This window comes from Jannaschia pohangensis (assembly GCF_900113875.1).
In the GTDB taxonomy this organism is placed as follows: domain Bacteria; phylum Pseudomonadota; class Alphaproteobacteria; order Rhodobacterales; family Rhodobacteraceae; genus Jannaschia; species Jannaschia pohangensis.
Window position 1 is genome coordinate 507,183 of record NZ_FORA01000003.1, and the last position, 19,789, is coordinate 526,971.

Below are 19,789 nucleotides of genomic sequence, written 5' to 3' on the forward strand. Positions count from 1 at the left end.
CCCCGGCGCTCATTCACCCCGCGGGAACCTCTGGTTGTCTTCCAGGACGTTCAGATCCATATGGTTGCGCATGTACCGCTCGGACGCGACGCGCAGCGGCTGGTAGTCCCACGGGTAATACCCGCCCTGCCTTAGCGCCTCGTAGACGATCCACCGGCGGGCCTGACTTTCGCGCACCTCCGCATCGAACCGCGCAAGATCCCACCGGCTGTCGGCTTCGGCGCGGAACCGGGCCAGCGTCTCGGCATGGGCCGGGTCCCGGGCCAGGTTGGTCAACTCGTGCGGATCGGCCTTAAGGTCGAACAACTGCTCGGGGTCCGCCGGGCAGCGGGTGTATTTCCACCTGTCCTGCCGCAGCGCGACCATCGGCGTGATCGTCCCCTCGGCGGCGTATTCCATGGCGACCGGAGTCTCTCGCGCCGCGCCCCGGCACAGCGGCAACAGGCTTTCGCCGGTGGTCCAGGGCGCCACGTCCGAGATATCGACGCCCGCGATGTCGCAGAGCGTCGGGCAGACATCGATGTTCGACACGGGCGTCTCGACAAGTCCGGGCTCGATGCCCGGCGCGGCGAGCATCATGGGAACCCGCGCCGACCCCTCAAGGAAGCTCATCTTGTACCACAGGCCGCGCTCGCCCAGCATGTCGCCATGGTCGGACACGAAAAGGATCGTGGCCTCCTGCCGGGTATCCTCCAGAACCTTCATCAACTCCCCGACCTTGCTGTCGAGATAGGAGATGTTGGCGAAATAGGCCCGCCGCGACCGGCGCACGTCATCCTCGGTCACCTCGAAATTGCCCCGGTCGTTGGCGTCGAGGATGCGTCTGGAATGCGGGTCGTGATCGGCGTAGGGCATCTCGGGGACGGGAGGCGTCAGATGCGCGCAATCCTCGTAGAGATCCCAGAAATCCTTGCGCGCCACATAGGGATCGTGCGGATGGGTGAAGCTGACCGTCAGACACCAGGGCCGCGCGTCATGGCCGCGCGCGTAGTCGTAGAGCTTCATCTTCGCGAAGTGACAGACCTCGTCGTCGTACTCCATCTGGTTGGTGATCTCGGCCACGCCCGACCCGGTCACCGACCCCATGTTGTGATACCACCATTCGATCCGCTCGCCCGGCTTGCGGTAATCGGGCGTCCAGCCGAAATCGGCGGGATAGATGTCGGTGGTCAGCCGCTCCTCGAACCCGTGCAATTGGTCCGGGCCGACGAAATGCATCTTGCCCGACAGGCAGGTCTGCCATCCCGCGCGGCGCAGGTGGTGGGCATAGGTCGGAATGTCCGAGGCGAATTCGGCGGCATTGTCATAGACCCGCGTCCGCGACGGCAGCAGGCCCGACATGAAGCTGGCCCGTCCCGGGGCACAGAGCGGCGACGCGGTATAGCAGTTCCGGAACCGCTTGGACCGCGCGGCCAAGGCCTTCAGGTGCGGCGCATGGAGCCATTCGGCGGGACCGTCCGGGAACAGCGTGCCGTTCAGCTGATCGACCATGATGATCAGGATGTTTCGGGTCATCGGCGCAGCCCCTGTTCGATGTGGTCGAGGACGATGCGGGTCGAGGCAGCGCTGGTCAGACCCTCCTTGCGCAGGGCCTGGCGCACATAGAGCCCGTCGATCAGCGCGCCGATCCCCTCGGCCAGCGACTCCGGCCGGTTGGTCAGGGGACGCAGCGCGTGGATCAGGTTGGACCGCAGCCGCGCGTGATAGATGTGCAGAAGGCGGCGTGTCTCGTCATCGCGTTGCGCCTGCACGTAGAAGTTCAGCCAGGCGGCCACCACGTCGCTCTGGAAGTTTAGCGGGGCGAAACAGGCGCCCACGATCGCCTCCAGCCGCGTCACCGGTGTGTCCGCCACGGCCAGGGCCTTCCGCGCCTCCTGCCCGAAGGCCGAAAGCACGTGCCGCATCGCCGCCAACAGCATCTGATCCTTCGACCCGAAGTAGTGATGCGCCAGGGCCGAAGACATGCCGGCGCGCTTGGCAATCCGGGCCACCGTGATGTCGATGGCCCCGGTGGCCGCGATTTCCGAAATCGTCGCCTGCACCAACGCATCGCGCCGCAGGGGTTCCATTCCTATTCTGGGCACAGCACACTCCGGCAGGTTTGTAACTCAGGCTCGAGTCGGTGTTAATTGACTCGTCAATCAATAAAAAGCGCCGAACGGCCGAAAACGTCAACACTCGGGAGAAAACTCATGATCCGCACGCTCACCGCCGCTTCCATCCTGGCCCTGACGGCAGGTGCCGCCTTCGCCGATGGCCATGCCGCCTGTCAGGAGGTCGTCCTTGCCGATGTGGGCTGGACCGACATCACGGCTACCACGGCCGTCGCGACCACGCTCCTCGGGGCGCTCGGCTACGAGACGGACGTCAAGGTCCTGTCGGTGCCGATCACCTATACCTCCATGGCCGAGGGCGACATCGACATCTTCCTGGGCAACTGGATGCCCACGATGGAAGCCGACATCGCCCCCTACCGCGAGGCGGGCACCGTCGACACCGTCCGCGCGAACCTTCAGGGCGCGAAATACACGCTGGCCGTGAACAAGGTCGCCATGGACCTCGGCATCGCCTCGTTTGCCGACATCGCGTCGCAGGCCGAAGCCCTCGACGGCAAGATCTATGGCATCGAGCCGGGCAATGACGGCAATCGCCTGATCCAGTCCATGATCGACGCGGGGGCCTTCGACCTGGCCGATTTCGAAGTCGTCGAATCCTCGGAACAGGGGATGCTGGCGCAGGTCGACCGCCTGACCAAGCGCGGAGAGCCCATCGTCTTCCTCGGGTGGGAGCCGCATCCCATGAACGCGAATTTCGAGATGGGTTATCTGGAAGGCGGCGACGATTATTTCGGGCCCGATCTGGGCGGGGCCACGGTCTATACCAACACCCGCGCGGGCTACGTCACCGAATGCGCCAATGTGGGCCAACTGCTGAAGAACCTCGAATTCACGCTGGCCATGGAGAACGAGATCATGGGCGCGATCCTGAACGACGGCACCGACCCGGAGGCGGCGGCAGCCACCTGGATCAAGGCCAACATGGGCGCACTCGACGGCTGGCTGGAGGGCGTGACCACCTTCGACGGCGGCGATGCCATGGAAGCGGTTACGGCGGCGCTTCAGTAACGCGACCCCAAGGCTCTTCGGTTGAAGAGTTTGCACAGGGAAGTCCTTCACAAGGACTTCGGGAAGGGCTTTCCGCGAAAGCCCTTCTGACCGCCCAAAGGAAGCGCCGATGGATTGGCTGACCGACAACAAGATCCCCGTGGGGAAAGCTGCGGCAACCGTCTTCGACTGGATGCAGGCGAACCTGGCCTTCTTCTTCGACGGGCTTGCCCTGGCGATGGAGACGATGATCGATGCGATCCTCTGGGTGCTGCAATCGCCCCATCCCTTCATCGTCATCGCCGCCTTCGTCGCCCTGACCTGGGCGCTGCACCGCAGCTGGAAGCTCTGCCTCTTCATTGCGCTCGGCTTCCTCTTCATCCTCAATCAGGACTATTGGGAGGAAACGACAGAGAGCCTGACCCTCGTGCTCTCGGCCTGCGTGGTCTGCATGGCGATCGGTGTGCCAATCGGCATCGCCGCCGCCCATCGACCGCGGCTCTATGCGTGGATGCGGCCCGTTCTGGACCTGATGCAGACGCTCCCGACCTTCGTCTATCTGATCCCGGCCATCGTCTTTTTCGGCATCGGCATGGTGCCCGGCCTGATCGCCACGGTGATCTTCGTGCTGCCCGCGCCGATCCGGTTGACGCATCTGGGCGTCTCCTCCACCCCGGAACCGCTTCTGGAAGCGGCCCAGGCCTTTGGCGCAACCCCGTCGCAAACCCTGTGGAAGGTCGAATTGCCATATGCCCTGCCGCAGATCATGGCGGGGTTGAGCCAGACGATCATGCTGTCGCTGTCCATGGTCGTCATCGCGGCACTGGTGGGGGCAGACGGCCTTGGCGTGCCGGTGGTGCGCGCCCTCAATCAGGTCAACACGGCCCTGGGGTTCGAGAGCGGTTTCATCATCGTGGTCGTGGCCATCATGCTGGACCGGATGCTGCGGATGGAACGCAAATGAACGCGGTGGAATTCGACAACGTCTCCATCGTCTTCGGCGACCGCCCCGACCGGGCCCTGCCGCTCATGGATCAGGACAAGACCCGAACCGAGGTGCAGGCGGCGACAGGCCAGGTTCTGGGCGTCCACGATTGCAGCCTGACGGTCGAACAGGGCGAGATCCTCGTCCTGATGGGCCTGTCGGGGTCCGGGAAGTCGACCCTGCTGCGCGCGGTGAACGGGCTGAACCCCGTGGCGCGGGGCGAGGTCCGGATCAACGATGGCGACCGGATGGTCAGCGTCACCCACGCCAAACCGCGCGACCTGCGCCGTCTGCGCCAGACGCGGGTGGCCATGGTGTTCCAGCAATTCGGCCTGCTGCCCTGGCGCGACGTGCGGGAGAATGTGGGCCTCGGCCTGGAACTGGCCGGGCTTGATCCCGCGGCCCGGCGCAAGGCGGTCGACACGCAGCTGGACCTGGTGGGCCTGACCGACTGGGCCGACCGCAAGGTCGGGGAATTGTCCGGCGGCATGCAGCAGCGCGTGGGCCTGGCCCGCGCCTTCGCGACCGACGCACCGCTCCTGCTGATGGACGAGCCGTTCAGCGCGCTCGACCCGCTGATCCGGACGCGGCTTCAGGACGAGTTGCTGGAGCTTCAGACCCGGCTCAAACGCTCCATCGTCTTCGTCAGTCACGATCTGGACGAGGCGTTCAAACTGGGCGGGCGTATCGCCATCATGGAGGGCGGGCGCATCATCCAATGCGGGACCCCGGCGGATATCTTCACCAACCCGGTGAATGACTATGTCGCCGATTTCGTGGCGCATATGAACCCGCTCGGGGTGCTGACGGCGGCGGATATCGCGGTGGAGGGCACCGGCACCGGCGAGGCGATCCCCGCCACGATGCCGGTCCGCGATCTTATCCGGCTGTGCGCAATGCGCGACGGACCGATCCCGGTGCAGGATGCGGGCCGATCCATCGGCATCGTCGACCGCCAGTCGGTGCTGAGCCGGTTGGGCCGCTAGCCTCAGGTGTTGAGCAAGCCCAGGAGATAGCGCCCGTAGCGGTTCTTCGAATACCGCTCGGCCTGCGCGATCAGATCGTCGCGTCCGATCCAACCGGCATGATAGGCGATCTCTTCGAGGCAACCGGTCTGAAGGCCCTGCCGCCGCTCCAGCGTCCGCACGAAATTGCCGGCATCCAGCAGGCTCTCGTGGGTTCCGGTATCGAGCCAGGCATAGCCGCGGCCCATCCGCTCCACCGACAGGGTGCCATCGTCGAGGTACATCTGAAGAAGCGACGTGATCTCCAGCTCGCCCCGGGCCGACGGCTGCACCTGACGCGCCCGCGCCGGAGCGTCGCCATCGAGAAAATAGAGTCCGGTCACCGCGAAATTCGACGGCGGAATATCGGGCTTTTCGATGATCTGACTGGCCTTGCCATCCTTGCCGAAAGCCACGACGCCGTAGCGCTCGGGGTCGGCCACCTGATATCCGAAGACCGTTCCGCCATGTATGCGCTGATCTGCGGCCCTCAGGATTTCGGGCAGGCCGTGGCCAAAGAAGATGTTGTCGCCCAGAACCAGCGTCGAGGGCGCGCCATCAAGGAAGTTCTCGGCCAGAATATAGGCCTGCGCCAGACCGTCGGGGGACGGCTGCTCGATATAGGTGAGCGCCACGCCCCACTGGCTCCCGTCGCCCAGGGTTCGCTTGAACTGATCGGCGTCCTGCGGCGTGGTGATGACCGCGATGTCCCGGATGCCCGCCAGCATCAGGATCGAGATGGGGTAATAGATCATCGGCTTGTCGTAGATCGGCAAAAGCTGCTTTGAGACGCCGACCGTCACCGGATAGAGCCGGGTGCCCGAGCCGCCGGCCAGGATGATCCCTTTTCGCTGTGTCATCAATATCCCCTTCGCAATACGTCTGCGTTGACTAGCGGTGCGGGCCCTGCGCCACAAGGGATTGCCCCCGGGATCGGCGGAGTCAGCCCGATGGGGCCCGGGCGGCCCGGCTTGGCAACGGAGCGTCGACCGGGCATGACCAAAACCGGACACCGGAAAGGGCACGACATGGCCAAGACACAATTCGCCGTCGAGATGGGAATGGGCACCGACCTGAAGGGGGCCGACTATACCAAGGCGGCCTGCCGGGCGGTCCACGACGCACTGCATCGCAACTACCTCACGGTGGCGCAGGCCTTCGATCTGCCAAAGGAGGCGATGCTGGTCGACATAAGGATCGGCGTCGGCAACCCCGCCGCCGTCGATCTGGACCGGGTCCGCGCCGAAGCGCCCTATGGCACGGTGACGGCCGAAGCGATCAAGGGCGGCGCGGATCTGGAGATGAATGGCGACAAGGTGATCGTGGCGAACGCCATCGTCAGCGTGTCCTTCGATGTGGAGCGCGACCAATGACCGAGAAGACGTTGATCCTGGAAATGGGCATGGGGGCCGATGTGCACGGCCACGACATGACCAAGGCCGCCCTGCGCGCGGTGAGCGATGCGATCCGGCATTCCTCCCTGACGCTGTTCAAGGCGTACAAACACCCGGCCGATATGCGGGTCGAGGTCACCATCGCGGTGCCTTTTCCCGACCAGGTGGATCGACAGGCCGTGGCCGACGCCCTGCCCTACGGACGTATCGAGGTCACGGTCATCGAAGGCGGCCTGCACGATCGCGGCATGGGCGGGCAGGAAGACATCACCCTGGCGGTTGCAGGCGTGAAGGCCTTTCTCGACACCGAGGGCCACGGCTTCCGCCCGGCCTGATTGCCTCGTGCTGTCAAAGCGCAACTCCCGGTCTCAATGCGGTCAGCCCGGCTTTCGCGCCACGAGGACGAGCGGCAGCATGTTCCCGGGTTGAAGCGGGTCGAGCGTTGTCCAGAGCGGGCAATTGCTGGAATAAAGACCAAGGCGCGGTTCAAGGCAGACCTCGACGGCAACATCCCCGAATCCGATCCGGCGCAGATCCTCGATCAGGCCCCATCCGAAGTTGTGGAAGGCAAGGATGCCGCCGGTCAGGTTGTCGCCGTGGATCTCGTCCGGATGGTGCCGGATCAGAGAGCCGTCCGCCGCGATTTCCGCGCGCAGGACGTTTTCGCGCATCGGAAAGACCGGCGTCGTGAAGATCAGCTGACCGCCTGGTTTCAGGATGCGCCAGCATTCGGACAGGGCCGCGGCGTGGTCGGGAATATGCTCCAGCACATCCGCATGGACGGCCAGATCGAACTTGTCCGACGGGTAGTCGAGCGCCTGCATGTCCTGTCGGAACGGATCGCCGGGATCGGGCACGTAGTGGCTGGAATGGACGGGAAGCCCCGCGTCGATCAACGCCCGGTGCAGTGCCGTTCCGTGTTCGAACAGCGCGGTCAGTTGCGGTCGCGCCGCGCGGCGCATCAAGACCGCCAGAACCAGCTGGCGCTGGCGAGCGTTCAGGCCGGTCGGGTCGATGAAACTCTCGCGGAAGTTGAACAGGTCGAGAAACATCGCGCCTGTCGCGATATCGACGTCCGCCGCCGCGTCCGAGCCAAGGTGGTGGATCGGCATCTGTCCGCCACGCCGCGATAATGCCGCCTCGGCCGGGTGATGGAGATCGAAATGCGCCCGGTGGAAGCGGTGGAGGGCGTCGAACCGGTCAAAGAATTGCCGCGACCGGCGATAAAGCTGCGCTGCCACGGGCTCAGGAGCGGATTGCGGCAGGGTGCTGGCGCGGCGCGTCAGGAGGGCCAGACCGCTTCCCATCAGGCGGCCTGCGCGGCGGTCTGTGCCGCCAGCAGGGTGCGCGCCACCTGCATCCAATGGCCCGCCCCCATGTCGTTACGCAGGAACGCCCGGCCTTTCTCGAGGTGCAGCAACTTCAGGTCACCTGCCGTCACCCCGGACTGGCGCGCGATGAACCGGTCGTTGAGCGGGGCAAAGGTCCGGATCACGCTCTGATACTCGGGCCAGTTGTAGATGAAGCTCGGGCGATCCTTGAACACACGCCGGATATTCGCCTCGAGCGCTGGATCGGACGGGCATTGGCCGCCAAGCTGACCCATGATCCATGTCGCCAGGGGATCGCCCGAGACATTGGTGTCATGGCGGTTAAGCTGCGTTGCAAGCGTGTCGAACCCGATGTGGCGCAAGAGCGTGCCCATGGGATCGGGACGCTCGCCTTCGGCACGGAACGGCAGATAGGTGATTTCCTCTGCATCGAAGCCGGTCAACAGGGCATCGTGCAGGGCATTGTAGTCGAGGTGGACGCCCGTTCCGAGACGCTGCTCGATGCACGCGTCGAAATAGCGGGCCCAGGGAAACTGGCCGTTCTTGCGGAACACCTCCAGGAAGATCGACTGGATCAGGGAGACCTGTTCGCGCAGGACGCAGACCACCTCGACCGACTCGAACGGGGCAAGCCAACTGCGCAACTCGCCGTAGTCGACGCGATTGCCGGGGGTGCCGCGCGAAAACTCCTCGCTCGAGATCAGCACCGTGCCCTCGCCCGCCGCATGGTCGGCGATGATCCGGTCCCAGGCGGCGCGCGCCCCCTCGGCGTAGGCATAAAAGGCAGGCAGGCGCACCCAGTGACAGGTCAGCCCATGATGCTGGTTTCGCAGTTCGGGGTAGATGAGGCCCGCCGATGCCGCGGCCGCGCGGTTCAGGTGCAGCGTCTTCTGGATGGTCGTGGTCGCCGTCTTGTGGGTTCCCACGTGCAGTACGATTCTCGCCAAGGCGGTTCCCCTTTTCTCAGGCTGTCTGCTGTACGCGATGACCGGTTAACACCGGGTTGCGGCGTCGTGCCTTTGGTCCGCTGGCCCATTTGCGCAGAACCCGCAGGTTCGCGTCGCCGTATTGCCGTGTCGGCTCCAGCATCGCCTTCTCGGCCCATTCGTTCCAGGCGTTGATGAACAGCTCCTGCCCATAGGAGGACGCCAATCGCCGCTCGCAGATCGATTGCATCCAGCGGTCGAAGGTCATCGGGTTGGCCCCCCAGGCGACATGGGCCTTGCCACCGCGCCGGGCGGTATTGTCCCAACTGGGCATGATCCCCGCGATCGTGTCGGCTGGCAGACGGTCGCGGTAGGCGTCGGACACGGCGTTCCGGGCGACGGCGCGATAGTCATAGATCAATCCGTCGAACCCCGGCGCCAATCCCATGTCGCGGGCCGGACCCTTGGGACCACCTACCAGATAGTCGGCCTCGCCCACCAGCCCGTGCGGCGGCATCTCGACCTGGAAGTCGAACAGACCCTCGGGCACGGGGCTGTCACCGGCCACATGGAACAGGACCGCGCCCAACTCCACTTCGCCCAATTGCTCGCTGCGCCAGGCCTGCCGCAAGCGGGCGACGTTGGCGACGGGGTCGGGCATGTCCTCGGCCCGGTAGATCACGAACCTGGGGCGGACACCGTCGGGCCGCTGATAGCGCGGGTCGCGCATGTAGCGGGCGGTATCGCGGGCCAGCTTGGCCTCGAAGCCCGGGGCATAGGTCTGATCCAGCAGAACCTCGCCCGACAGACCGTCCCAGTTGCGCCGCCACGCCTCGTTCGCCCAACACAGGTAGAAGGGGAAATCGATGTCCGGACGCGCCAGAAGCCGGTCAATCGGCGACTCCAGGATCCGCTTCTCGTCGAACCAGTAGAAATAGGTGCAGAAGGCATCGATCCCGGCGGATCGGGCCAGCGCCGCCTGCTCGCCCATGACCTCGGTCTGGCGCAAATCGTAGAACCCGAGCGACGTCGGCAATTGCGGCTGCTGATGGCCTGCGAAATTCGGCTGTGCCGAGGCGGCGGCGGACCATTCGGTATAGCCTTCGCCCCACCAGGCGTCGTTCTGGGGGACGCGGTGGAATTGCGGCAGGTAGAACGCCGAGACGAAAGACGGGCGCGCCAGCGGTTTGCCGGTCACACGGTTCGCCAGATGAGACGTCTGCACGATGCGGCGGCCACCGTCTTCGGCCATGTAGCCAAGGGCACGCTCGAAGGCATGGGCCGTGGTCCCGTCGACCTGCCCCGCCTCGCGCTCGAAATCCGTCTCGCTCAGGCCAAGGCCCCGGATCGTCGCCACCAACTCGGGCTTGAGCCAGTACATCGACCCGGCCGGGAACGACAATCTCTCCGCATCCATGGGGATCTCGACCCGGGTCAGCATCCGTTCCGTCGCAGCGCGGTTCGACCCCCACCAGATCGGATCGGCATAGTGCTGGCCATCCGAGACCCAGAGGCTGGCGTCCGCGTCCGCCAGAAAACCTTCCAGGAGGTCACCCGTCGCCTGACCCGACAGCAGCCCGCCGACCAGTTGATCGCGCCAGGCATCCCCGTCTTCACGGTGCGGCGACCGCTTGCTGTGGATCTTGGCCACGGCCTCGTAGCCTGCGAAGATATCGGCGTTGACCAGATGCACGAAGGGAAAGATGTCGCGACCCCGGTTCGGCATCAGCAGGACCGTGGCGTTCGGATCGGCGGCGACGATACGGTCGCGCAGCGCCTCGGACTCGGGGCCGAAATAGGTGATCGTCACGAAAAGGTCGAAGGCAATGTCGAGGGACCGGAACGCGGCTTCGAATTCCTCCCAGAGATCCAGGTAATAGAGGTGCAGGTGCAGGGCAAAGCGGGACCGTGCCTTGCGGTGGCTGGCGGCAAGACTGCGCCGGTCGGCCAGGGCGATATCGCGGGGCGACGGCCCGCAGGGGGTGTCCCGAAAGGGGCGGTTTTCCTTCCGGCCGAAGGAAACGAAATGCTGGAACGGTGCCATGGGCGCGGTTTGCAGATCGGGGTTCAGGCGCAGATAGGCGTGGGGCGAGAAATCGGAATTGGGTTGCAGGCCGAACGCCTCGCCGAAGCGCGTGAAGTGGCGGATCGGGAAGGCGCGATAGATCGGATTGGCCCCCGCAATCGCCTGCGCATAAAAGGCACGGTCGAAAAGCCCGCTCCTCCAGACGTCATAGGCGTATCGGTCACGCTGCCAATTCGGCAGCAGGAACGACATCAGGCGCGACACCTTTGATCGAATCGTGAAATCCATCGAATCCCCTCCTGCCCCAAGGCCTGTCTCTCTTGGGCAGAGGATGGAGATTCTTGCTTAAGGTCAGGTTAATGCGCGATCACCAACCTGCCGGCGATGATCCAGGCCAGGATGCCACCGCCATCCGAGAACCGCGCGACATCATGCCAAAAGGTCATATTGCGTTGCATCCGACCCGAACTGGATCATCAACGAATCCAGATCGCCGCCATCGACCAGCGCCCAGATGATCTGACCCGTGGGCCTGTAGATGACGAAGGCCTCTGCCACATCCGCCACGCCCGCGTTTTCGGTAACGGCGAAATTGACCTGGAAATCCTCGGGCCGGGCGCGGCCATTCGCAAAGACCAGCACATCGCCCTCGTCATCGCTGAAATCCTGGATCCAGTCGGACCCGTGGTCCGCGATGCCGAGATGATAGAACCGGTCCGCCCCCGCGCCCCCGTTGATCCGGTCGAAGCCGAAGCCGCCATTGATGAAATCATTGCCATCATTGCCAAAGATCAGGTCGCTGAGCGGGCCGCCCGTGATGACGTCGTCGCCCTGCTGACCGGCCAGGACATCGGACCCGAACCCCCCGATGATCGTGTCGTTGCCCTCTTGCCCATAGATTTCGTCATTGCCATAGCCGCCGTCGATCAGGTCGTTGCCCGCACCGCCGAAAATCTCGTCGCGCAGGTCGGCCGAGGTCGCGCCGCCATGAATGGTGTCATTGCCCGTCCCGCCGACCAGACGATCGGCCCCGTCGCCGCCCTCGATCCGGTCGTGTCCGTCGGCGCCGATGAGAACGTCATTCCCGTCATAGCCCATCAGCGTGTCGTTGCCGCCCGCCCCTTCCAGCCGGTCCGCAAAAGGCGTCCCCAACAGGTGACGGGGCGCATCGGGTGCCGGCGGGCGATAGTCGAACACCGGGCTGTCGGGCGCATTGCCGATGAAATGGCTATCGAACTCGAAGAAATCGGCCTGGGTGAAATCGTCGGCCGTCAGCGGCTGACCCGTCGCACTGCGGATGGTCACCGATACTTCGCCGTAGGTCAGGATCGCGCCGTTCGCCGTGCTGACGATGTCGAACTGCGACAGGTTCGACAGATGCGGCAGGCTCGGAAACAGGATGCGGTCGACGCCCGGCTGGAAATCCATGATCGTGCCGAGCGATCCCGAGGCACCATAGCCCGCGTCGAAGACGAAGCGGTCCGCCCCCGCCCCACCGGTCAGCTGCACGTTCATGTGGCGCGCGAAGAGCACGTCGTCGTTCGTACCTCCCGACAGGCTTTGGCCCGCGGTGCCGGTGATGCGCGTCAGGCCAATCTCTGCGATGTCGATCTCCAGCAGGGAGATGCCGTCTTCGACGGTTCCGGTCACGAAGATCTGGATGCGGTTGCCGTTCTGGATGACCTCGATGTCGTTGATGTTCTGAAGCGTGCTTTCCAGCGTATCCTCGATCGTGGCGCGGTGGATCAGCCGCCCGTTGGGCAGCAGTTGCAGCACCGACAGACCGTCGTCGGATCCGGCCACGAACACCAGCTGCGTGCCGTTCACCATCAGCGTCTCGATGGCGACGATGCCGTCGAACCGCGTGCCCAGATCGTCGACCACATGGTCGACGGCCTGCAATCGCCCGTTGGCCGGCACGCGCAACACGGTCAGCGTCCCGCTTCCGGCGCTGCCGACCAGGACATAGGTCTGCGTGCCCAGGTGAACCGAGGTGATGACCTCCGGCAGGTGGATGCCCAGCCCGTTCGCCGCCCCGATCCGGCCGATCTCGGTCAGGCGCCCGTCGTCCGCCACGCTGTAGGAAATGATCGTATCCGCGCCCGAGACGGCGGCGACAAGGTATGTCGCGCTGCCCACCTCGGCGATGGTCACATCCCGGATGGCCATGTAACCGCCGTTCGCGCCGGTGACGGTCACGACCGATTCCACCACACCCGACCCGTTGGAGCGAAACGAGTCGACTTCGATCAGGTTCCCCGTCCCGCTGATGGAATAGGCAAAGGTGCCCCCCGGCAGATCGACCAGCTCGAAATCGCCCGGCGCCCGGCCCAGGTCGCGCCCGAACGAACTGATCCCCTCAAGGGCGAGCGATCCGTTGGCGCGCACATCCACGACCTGCGGATGCTGTCCATACAGGCCCGTCACCACCAGATCGCCCATGGCCCCCACGGCAATCGACCCCAGATCTCCGACCGACGGCCCCCCGGGCAGGGTCAGACCGCCGCGAAACGTCGCGCTGCCGTTGCTACCGATCTCATAGCTGACCAGCCGCGTGTTGCCTTCGTACCCGGCAATCAGGAAGACCTGGCCCCCGATCTCATAGATGGCCATATCCGACACATGGGATTGGCGATCTTCCAGGTTCGGGCGAATGACGCGACGAAGGGTGATGTCCATCGAAATGTGCCTCAAAGGTGGCGAATTGGGACCAACCTGAGGACAAAAGACGGTGCCAGAAGGAAACTGACTGGGCATCACTGGGGACCTTGGCTGGCCTTTGTCGAAAGGTCGCCGCGAATTGCCCGGATCTCCCTCTGCGATTGACAGGCCCCCGCGCCTTCGCCAGTTGAAGGGCTGCTCCTCGACTGCCCGAAGGCCCGACCGTGACCGAACCGCACTCCCCGCCGCCACGCATAGCCGTGGTCCTGTGCACGATGAACGGGGCGGAATACCTGCGCGCGCAACTCGACAGCATCGCGGCCCAGACGATGCCGCCCGCGCTGATCGTGGTCTCCGACGACGGATCGACCGACGGCACCGAGGCCATCGTGGACGCTTTCGCCGCAGACTGGACCGGCACGATCATCCGGCGCGCGGGCCCCCGAAGGGGCTATGCCGCGAACTTCCTCGGGGCGATCGGTGCCGTGCCCGAAACCGACTACCTGGCGCTCAGCGATCAGGACGATGTCTGGTATCCCGACAAACTGGCCCGCGCCGTGGCCGCCCTTGAGCCCCTGCCCGGCCCGGCGCTCTATGGGGCCGCGACCCGCGTCTGCGACCGGGACCTCACGCGCCGCAGCCTGTCGCGGATCACCCGGGTGCCCCTGACGTTCCGCCACGCGCTGACCCAGAATTTCGCGGGCGGCAACACGATGGTCCTGAACGCGTCCGCCCTTCGCATCGTGCAGGCCGCCGCCCGGCTCGACCTTGCCGTCCCGGTCCACGACTGGTTTCTCTATCAACTGGTGACCGGCGCGGGCGGCACCGCGCTTTTCGACCCGGTGCCCTGCCTCGACTACCGCCAGCATGCGTCCAACCAGATCGGCGATGCCGCGGGCCTTGGCGCGCTGGCCCACCGGATGCGCCGGATGGTGCGGGGCGACTACCGCGTCTGGATGGATGCGAACCTGGCCGCGCTGACCGCCGCTGCCGACCTTCTGAGCCCCGACGCCCGCGCCTTGCTGGCCCGCGTGCGCCACGCGCGCGACGCGGTCCTCTCCGAACGTCTGTCGCTGATGCGTGACGCCGGCCTCTATCGACAGGGCGCCTTGGGTCAGCTCGGCCTTGCCGGTGCGCTCCTGCTGCGCCGGTTCTGAGGGGCATGGCTTGAAACCCCCGCGCCCGCCGGTCCATCTGGGTCCAGCACCAAGGGAAACCCCATGACCGACCTGTTGGCAGGCCTGCGAGAGGCGCTGCGCCTCATCGTGACGCTGGATGCCGACCTGATCGAGATCACGGCCCGCTCCCTCCAGGTGACGCTCACGGCGCTGCTGATCGCCTGTGCCATCGGCCTGCCCCTGGGCGGCTGGCTGGCGGTGCGGCGGTTCCGGTTTCGCCGCGCGGTGATCGCCGTGCTCAATGCGCTCATCGGGCTGCCGCCCGTGGTGGTCGGTCTGGTCGTCTATCTGCTTCTGTCGCGCTCCGGCCCGCTCGGGGTTCTGGGCCTTCTGTTCACGCCCACGGCGATGATCATCGCACAGGTCGTCATCATCACGCCCCTGATCGCCTCCATCGCGCATCAGGCGATGCGAGATCTCTGGGCCGATTACCACGACCTCCTGATCTCGATGAACGCGACCCGGTGGCAGCGGGTGACGACCCTGCTGATCGACGGACGTCGCGCACTGCTGACGGCGGCGCTGGCAGGCTTCGGGCGCGCCATCGGCGAGGTGGGGGCGATCATGATCGTCGGCGGCAACATCGACGGGGCGACCCGCGTGCTGACCACCGCCATCGCGCTTGAGACCGGACGCGGCAATTTCGCCCTGGCCGTGGGCCTCGGCCTCATCCTCATCACCATCGCCTTGCTGGTCTCGGGGGCCAGCCACTGGGCCCTGCGCACAGAACGGCGCAGCCTGTGGTAGCTGTGCTGCCCCTCACCCTGCGCGCCGCGACGTTGCGCCGACGCGGACAGGTGCTGGTCGGCCCCGTCGACCTGACCATCGGCCCCGGCGGCATCACCGCCGTGATCGGGCCGAACGGATCGGGCAAGACCTCGCTTCTGCGGATGATGCACGGGCTGGAGCGGTTGACCTCCGGCAGCCTCGACTGGTCCCTGCCGCCCGCCACGGCGCGCACCCGCCAAAGTTATGTGTTCCAGCGTCCCGTGGTGCTGCGCCGCTCGGTGCTGGCCAACCTTGCCTATCCCCTGCGCCTGCGCGGCGTCCCGCCCGCGACGGCCGAGGCGCGCGCCCGCGCCATCGCCACCACCTTCGAGTTGACCGCCCTGCTGGATCAACCCGCGCCCTCCCTGTCGGGCGGCGAGCTTCAGCGCCTCGCCCTCGCCCGCGCCCTCGTGACCGAACCCGAGGTCCTGTTCGCCGATGAGCCCTGCGCCGCCCTCGACGGGCGCGCCACCCGCCAGATCGAGAGGCACCTTCTGGCCGCCGCCGACGGGGGCACACGCCTTGTCATGTCGACCCACGACATGGGCCAGGCCCGCCGGATCGCCACCGACGTCGTCTTCCTGCTGCATGGCCGGGTGCACGAATCCGGCCCCGCCGCCGCCTTCTTCGACGCGCCACAGACACCCCAGGCCCGCGCCTTCCTGAACGGAGATATCGTTGAATGATCCGCGCCCTGCTCCTCGCCCTCCTCCTGCCGCTCTCCGCCCAGGCCGACACCCTGCGCATGGCCGTCACCACGTCCTTCGAGAACTCCGGCCTTGCCGAAGTCCTGCTGCCGCGCATCGCCGCCGACACGGGCGTCGAGGTGCAGCTTGTCGTCGTCGGCACCGGCCAGGCCCTGCGTCTGGGTGCCGCGGGCGATGTCGATGCCGTGCTCGTCCACGCCCGCGCCGCCGAAGAGGCTTTCGTGGCCGAAGGTCACGCCCCCTATCGCCGCCCGATCATGTACAACGATTTCGTCCTCGTCGGCCCCGCCTCCGACCCCGCCGATCTGGCCCGGGCCACGGATGCCGCCGACGCCCTGGCCCGCATCGCCGCAACCCGCGCCCCCTTCGTCAGCCGGGGCGACGACAGCGGCACGCATCAGGCGGAGCTCGCTCTCTGGAATGCCGCGGGGATCACGCCGGATGGCCCCTGGTATCGCCCCGTAGGCGCGGGCATGGGCGCGGCCCTCAACACCGCCGTGGGCATGGGGGCCTATGTGCTGGCCGACCGCGCAAGCTGGCTCAACTTCGGCAACCGGGGCGGCATGGCCATCGCGTTCGAGGGCGATCCCGCGCTCTTCAACCAATACAGCTTCCTGCCCATTGACCCGGCCCGCCACCCCACCGTCAACGCCCCCGCCGCCGCAGTGGTCGAGTCCTGGCTGACCTCCGACACCGCCCGGCAGGTGATTGACGGCTACCGCGTGGCCGGCCAACAGCTGTTCACCTTCAACGCGGAGTAACCCTTGGACCTGCCGACCCTCTATGCAAACCGCGTCGCCGACGGCACCCTGACCCGCGACCCCGCGCAGGAGGCGGCGCTGGCCCCGCTCGAGACGATCCGCGCCAAGTTGGCCGCCCCGGCACCCAAGCGCGGCTTTCTGGGCCTGCGCGCCAAGGCCCCGACCGGCCCCATGGGCTGCTATCTCTGGGGCGGGGTCGGGCGCGGCAAATCCATGCTGATGGACCTCTTTCACGAAGCCTCGCCCGTTCCCTCCCGCCGCGTCCACTTCCACGCCTTCATGCAGCAGGTCCACGAAGGCATGCACGAGGCCCGCGCCGCCGGCACCCCCGATGCCCTGGCCCCCGTGGCCGAGGCGATCATCGCCGACACCACCGTCCTCTGCTTCGACGAGATGCAGATCACCGACATCACCGACGCCATGATCGTCGGCCGCCTCTTCGAGAAGCTCTTCGACGCCGGGGTCCATGTGGTCACCACCTCGAACCGCATCCCCGACGACCTTTACAAGAACGGGCTGAACCGCGCGCTTTTCCTGCCCTTCATCGACCTGCTCAAGGCGCGGATGATCGTCCACCACCTGACCTCGCCCACCGACTACCGCCAGGACCGGCTGTCCGATGCGACCCGCTACGTCGTCGACGGCGGCGATCTCGATGATGTCTGGCAACGGCTCAGCGACGGCAAAACCGACGGCCTGACCCTGCGCGTCAAGGGCCGCGATCTGCACCTGCCCGACTTCGCGTCCGGCGTGGCCCGCGCCAGTTTTGCCGACCTCTGCGGCAAACCCCTCGGGGCCGCCGACTACCTCGCCCTGGCCCGGGCGGTCCGCGTGTTGATCCTGACCCGCGTCCCCCGCCTCGCCCGCGCCCATTCGAACGAGGCACGCCGCTTCGTCACCCTGATCGACGCCCTCTACGAGGCCCGCGTGACCGTCATCATCTCGGCCGAGGCCGAGCCCGAAGACCTCTATGCCGAAGGCGAAGGCCGCTTCGAATTCGACCGCACCGCCTCCCGCCTGCGCGAAATGCAAAGCGCCGACTGGGGCCGGTGATCGCGCCGCCGGCCATCGCCGCCCGATGCGCGGTCCGGCGGACAGGGCCGAAATCGCCCCGTCGCGCCATGATCCTTTGCAAGGCACGCGACCTTGGTGCCAGGATGATGCCATGACACTCCCCCGCCTCGACAACCCTCGTGCCCGGCGCCTGTTCCTCGACCGTCACCTGCTTCTCCGCCCCGGTTCCGGTCCGGGTCGCGGCGCGGACCTCGACGGTGTTCTCCACGATCTCGGCTTCGTTCAGGTCGACAGCGTCAACACCCTGGCCCGCGCCCACGACCTGATCCTCTGGTCGCGCCGGGGACAGTATCGCCCCAGATCCCTCGAACATCTGGTCGCCCGCCATCGCACCGCCTTCGAGCACTGGACCCATGACGCCGCCGTCATCCCGATGCCGTTCTATCCCATGTGGCGTCTGAAATTCGCCCGCGACGAAGCCCGGATGCGCGCCCGCTGGCAGGAAGGCCGTCGCGCAGGGTGGGCGCGGGAGATCGAGACGGTGCAACGTCACATCGCCGACCACGGCGCCGCCTGTTCGCTGGATGTGGGCGACGGCAAAAAGACGTCGTCGACCGGCTGGTGGGATTGGCATCCCTCCAAGGCCGCGCTCGAATTTCTCTGGCGGTCCGGGCAACTGGCGATCTGCCACCGGCAGGGGTTCCGCAAGTTCTATGACCTGACCGAACGGGTGATCCCGCCGGAATATCTGAACGTTCGCCGCGACGATGGTGAAATCGTGGACTGGGCGATGACCGCCTCGCTCGACCGTCTGGGGTTCGCCACCAGCGGCGAACTCGCCGCCTTCTTCGAGGTGGTGACCCGCGACGAGGCCCGCGCCTGGTGTGCCGAGGCGCTGGCATCCGGCCGCATTCTGGAGGCCGAGATCGAATTGGCCGACGGGTCCCTGCGCCGCAGTTTCACGACCCGGGCCCTGCTCGACCGTGCCGCGACCCTGCCCGAGCCTTCGTCGCGGGTGCGGCTCCTGTCGCCCTTCGATCCTGCCCTGCGCGACCGCGCCCGTGCCGAACGCCTGTTCGGCTTCCACTACCGGATCGAGATCTTCGTGCCCGAAGCGAAGCGGCAATTCGGCTACTACGTCTTCCCCGTCCTCCAGGGCGACCGCATCATCGGACGCATTGATGCCAAGCGGACCGGCGACGCTCTCGTCGTCCGCGCCTTCTGGCCCGAGCACGGCGTCCGCATGGGCAAGGCGCGCGTCGCGGGCCTCCTGACCGAGCTCGACCGCGTCCGCCCCCTGGCCGGCGTCGCGCGGGTCGAGGTTTCGGACGGCTGGCGCACCCAGTAGAACGCCGCCCCTTTCTTCTCTGCTTCCCAAATACTCAAGGGTCCCCTCAGCCTGTCCGGACCCACCCCGAGTCACGTCCGACGCAGATCACCCGTGGATCACCCGTCCATCCGCTACAGTTTTCGACGTATTTTCACGGCCACGTGAGCCCCGGATCACGGATCGTGAGGGCGGTGCGGGCCTGCGACAGGTCTGTGCGTATGCGCGCCGATATTCGCCCATTATCACGCGTCCGTGCATTGAAGGTGAGCCCGCAGAGGTCCAGGTTAGGGCCATCAGCAGGGCAACATCGCCCCGCACATCAAACCCCGGACCCGCCGCAACGAACAGGGTCCTCGCAACACACAAAGGACTAACACAATGAAAACCTTCATCACTTCCGCCCTCATCGCCGTCGCAACCCTGGCCGCCGTCCCCGCGTCGGCCGACGTCTACACCAAGCTGCACGGCTCCCTCGAAGGCGGCGACCGCGCCTCCGTCGCCAAGCTCGGCCAGGCCGACAATGGCGTGACCGTCTCGACCCGCTCGGGCACTTCGGGCCTCGCCTACGACATCTTCAACGCCGACCAGGACAGCCCCTCC

19 protein-coding genes are annotated in these 19,789 nt (G+C 66.3%); 12 read left to right on the plus strand and 7 right to left on the minus strand.

The features are described 5' to 3' along the window. Window positions 1-9 precede the first annotated feature (9 nt). The gene (gene betC, locus BM002_RS13625; RefSeq protein WP_092782065.1) at window positions 10-1,515 is read right to left on the minus strand and encodes a choline-sulfatase; all 1,506 of its coding nucleotides are present in this window, start codon (window positions 1,513-1,515) and stop codon (window positions 10-12) included. Beyond that, window positions 1,512-2,084, minus strand: coding sequence for a choline-binding transcriptional repressor BetI (betI, locus tag BM002_RS13630; RefSeq protein ID WP_245749255.1), 573 nt, complete (start codon window positions 2,082-2,084; stop codon window positions 1,512-1,514). Before betI ends, betC begins: the two co-directional genes overlap by 4 nt. A 108-nt stretch (window positions 2,085-2,192) precedes the next feature. Here betI and choX point away from each other — a divergent pair, with 108 nt between their 5' ends. The 3 genes from choX to choV all read left to right on the plus strand — a co-directional run bounded on the left by choX (window position 2,193) and on the right by choV (window position 5,075). After that, window positions 2,193-3,125, plus strand: a complete 933-nt coding sequence (gene choX, locus BM002_RS13635; protein ID WP_175484900.1) for a choline ABC transporter substrate-binding protein — start codon at window positions 2,193-2,195, stop codon at window positions 3,123-3,125. Between the two features lie 109 nt (window positions 3,126-3,234). Continuing rightward, window positions 3,235-4,068 (plus strand): choline ABC transporter permease subunit, encoded by an 834-nt coding sequence (gene choW, locus BM002_RS13640; protein WP_092782071.1) that lies wholly within the window; start codon window positions 3,235-3,237, stop codon window positions 4,066-4,068. After that, complete coding sequence (gene choV / locus BM002_RS13645) at window positions 4,065-5,075, plus strand: choline ABC transporter ATP-binding protein (protein WP_092782074.1); 1,011 nt, start codon at window positions 4,065-4,067, stop codon at window positions 5,073-5,075. The genes choW and choV overlap by 4 nt, the downstream gene beginning before the upstream one ends. Window positions 5,076-5,077: 2 nt before the next feature. On the opposite strand, the gene rfbA is transcribed toward choV, so the two are convergent. Further along, on the minus strand, window positions 5,078-5,953 hold the full coding sequence (rfbA, locus tag BM002_RS13650) for a glucose-1-phosphate thymidylyltransferase RfbA (RefSeq protein ID WP_092782078.1): 876 nt from the start codon (window positions 5,951-5,953) through the stop codon (window positions 5,078-5,080). A 168-nt stretch (window positions 5,954-6,121) separates the two neighbouring features. Here rfbA and BM002_RS13655 point away from each other — a divergent pair, with 168 nt between their 5' ends. Then, window positions 6,122-6,466 carry a Lin0512 family protein gene (locus tag BM002_RS13655; protein WP_092782258.1) on the plus strand — a complete coding sequence of 115 codons (345 nt, stop codon included), beginning with the start codon at window positions 6,122-6,124 and terminating at the stop codon, window positions 6,464-6,466. After that, the gene (locus BM002_RS13660; protein ID WP_092782081.1) at window positions 6,463-6,822 is read left to right on the plus strand and encodes a Lin0512 family protein; all 360 of its coding nucleotides are present in this window, start codon (window positions 6,463-6,465) and stop codon (window positions 6,820-6,822) included. Before BM002_RS13655 ends, BM002_RS13660 begins: the two co-directional genes overlap by 4 nt. Before the next feature lie 42 nt (window positions 6,823-6,864). Here BM002_RS13660 and BM002_RS13665 read toward each other — a convergent pair whose 3' ends face one another. The 4 genes from BM002_RS13665 to BM002_RS13680 form a co-directional block, all read right to left on the minus strand. Continuing rightward, window positions 6,865-7,794 (minus strand): class I SAM-dependent methyltransferase, encoded by a 930-nt coding sequence (locus BM002_RS13665; protein WP_092782084.1) that lies wholly within the window; start codon window positions 7,792-7,794, stop codon window positions 6,865-6,867. Continuing rightward, window positions 7,794-8,765 carry a hypothetical protein gene (locus BM002_RS13670; RefSeq protein ID WP_139212375.1) on the minus strand — a complete coding sequence of 324 codons (972 nt, stop codon included), beginning with the start codon at window positions 8,763-8,765 and terminating at the stop codon, window positions 7,794-7,796. The genes BM002_RS13665 and BM002_RS13670 overlap by 1 nt, the downstream gene beginning before the upstream one ends. A gap of 16 nt (window positions 8,766-8,781) precedes the next feature. Further along, window positions 8,782-11,058 (minus strand): glycoside hydrolase family 99-like domain-containing protein, encoded by a 2,277-nt coding sequence (locus BM002_RS13675; protein ID WP_245749256.1) that lies wholly within the window; start codon window positions 11,056-11,058, stop codon window positions 8,782-8,784. A 141-nt stretch (window positions 11,059-11,199) separates the two neighbouring features. After that, window positions 11,200-13,449 (minus strand): hypothetical protein, encoded by a 2,250-nt coding sequence (locus BM002_RS13680; RefSeq protein WP_092782090.1) that lies wholly within the window; start codon window positions 13,447-13,449, stop codon window positions 11,200-11,202. Window positions 13,450-13,655: 206 nt separating this feature from the next. Between BM002_RS13680 and BM002_RS13685 the strand changes: the two genes are divergently transcribed. From BM002_RS13685 to BM002_RS13715, 7 genes are all read left to right on the plus strand, one after another. Then, a complete protein-coding gene (locus BM002_RS13685; protein WP_245749257.1) occupies window positions 13,656-14,588 on the plus strand; it encodes a glycosyltransferase family 2 protein in 933 nt (310 codons plus the stop codon). 63 nt (window positions 14,589-14,651) lie between these two features. Then, complete coding sequence (locus BM002_RS13690) at window positions 14,652-15,356, plus strand: ABC transporter permease (protein WP_092782096.1); 705 nt, start codon at window positions 14,652-14,654, stop codon at window positions 15,354-15,356. Beyond that, window positions 15,350-16,063: an ATP-binding cassette domain-containing protein gene (locus BM002_RS13695; RefSeq protein WP_092782099.1), complete on the plus strand. Its 714-nt coding sequence runs from the start codon at window positions 15,350-15,352 to the stop codon at window positions 16,061-16,063. The genes BM002_RS13690 and BM002_RS13695 overlap by 7 nt, the downstream gene beginning before the upstream one ends. Then, a complete protein-coding gene (locus BM002_RS13700) occupies window positions 16,060-16,845 on the plus strand; it encodes an ABC transporter substrate-binding protein (RefSeq protein ID WP_092782102.1) in 786 nt (261 codons plus the stop codon). The genes BM002_RS13695 and BM002_RS13700 overlap by 4 nt, the downstream gene beginning before the upstream one ends. A 3-nt stretch (window positions 16,846-16,848) precedes the next feature. After that, a complete protein-coding gene (zapE, locus tag BM002_RS13705; RefSeq protein WP_092782105.1) occupies window positions 16,849-17,898 on the plus strand; it encodes a cell division protein ZapE in 1,050 nt (349 codons plus the stop codon). A 112-nt stretch (window positions 17,899-18,010) separates the two neighbouring features. Beyond that, window positions 18,011-19,207, plus strand: a complete 1,197-nt coding sequence (locus BM002_RS13710) for a winged helix-turn-helix domain-containing protein (RefSeq protein WP_092782109.1) — start codon at window positions 18,011-18,013, stop codon at window positions 19,205-19,207. Between the two features lie 360 nt (window positions 19,208-19,567). Further along, the coding region (locus BM002_RS13715) for a hypothetical protein (RefSeq protein WP_139212376.1) at window positions 19,568-19,789 on the plus strand (222 nt) is incomplete at its 3' end.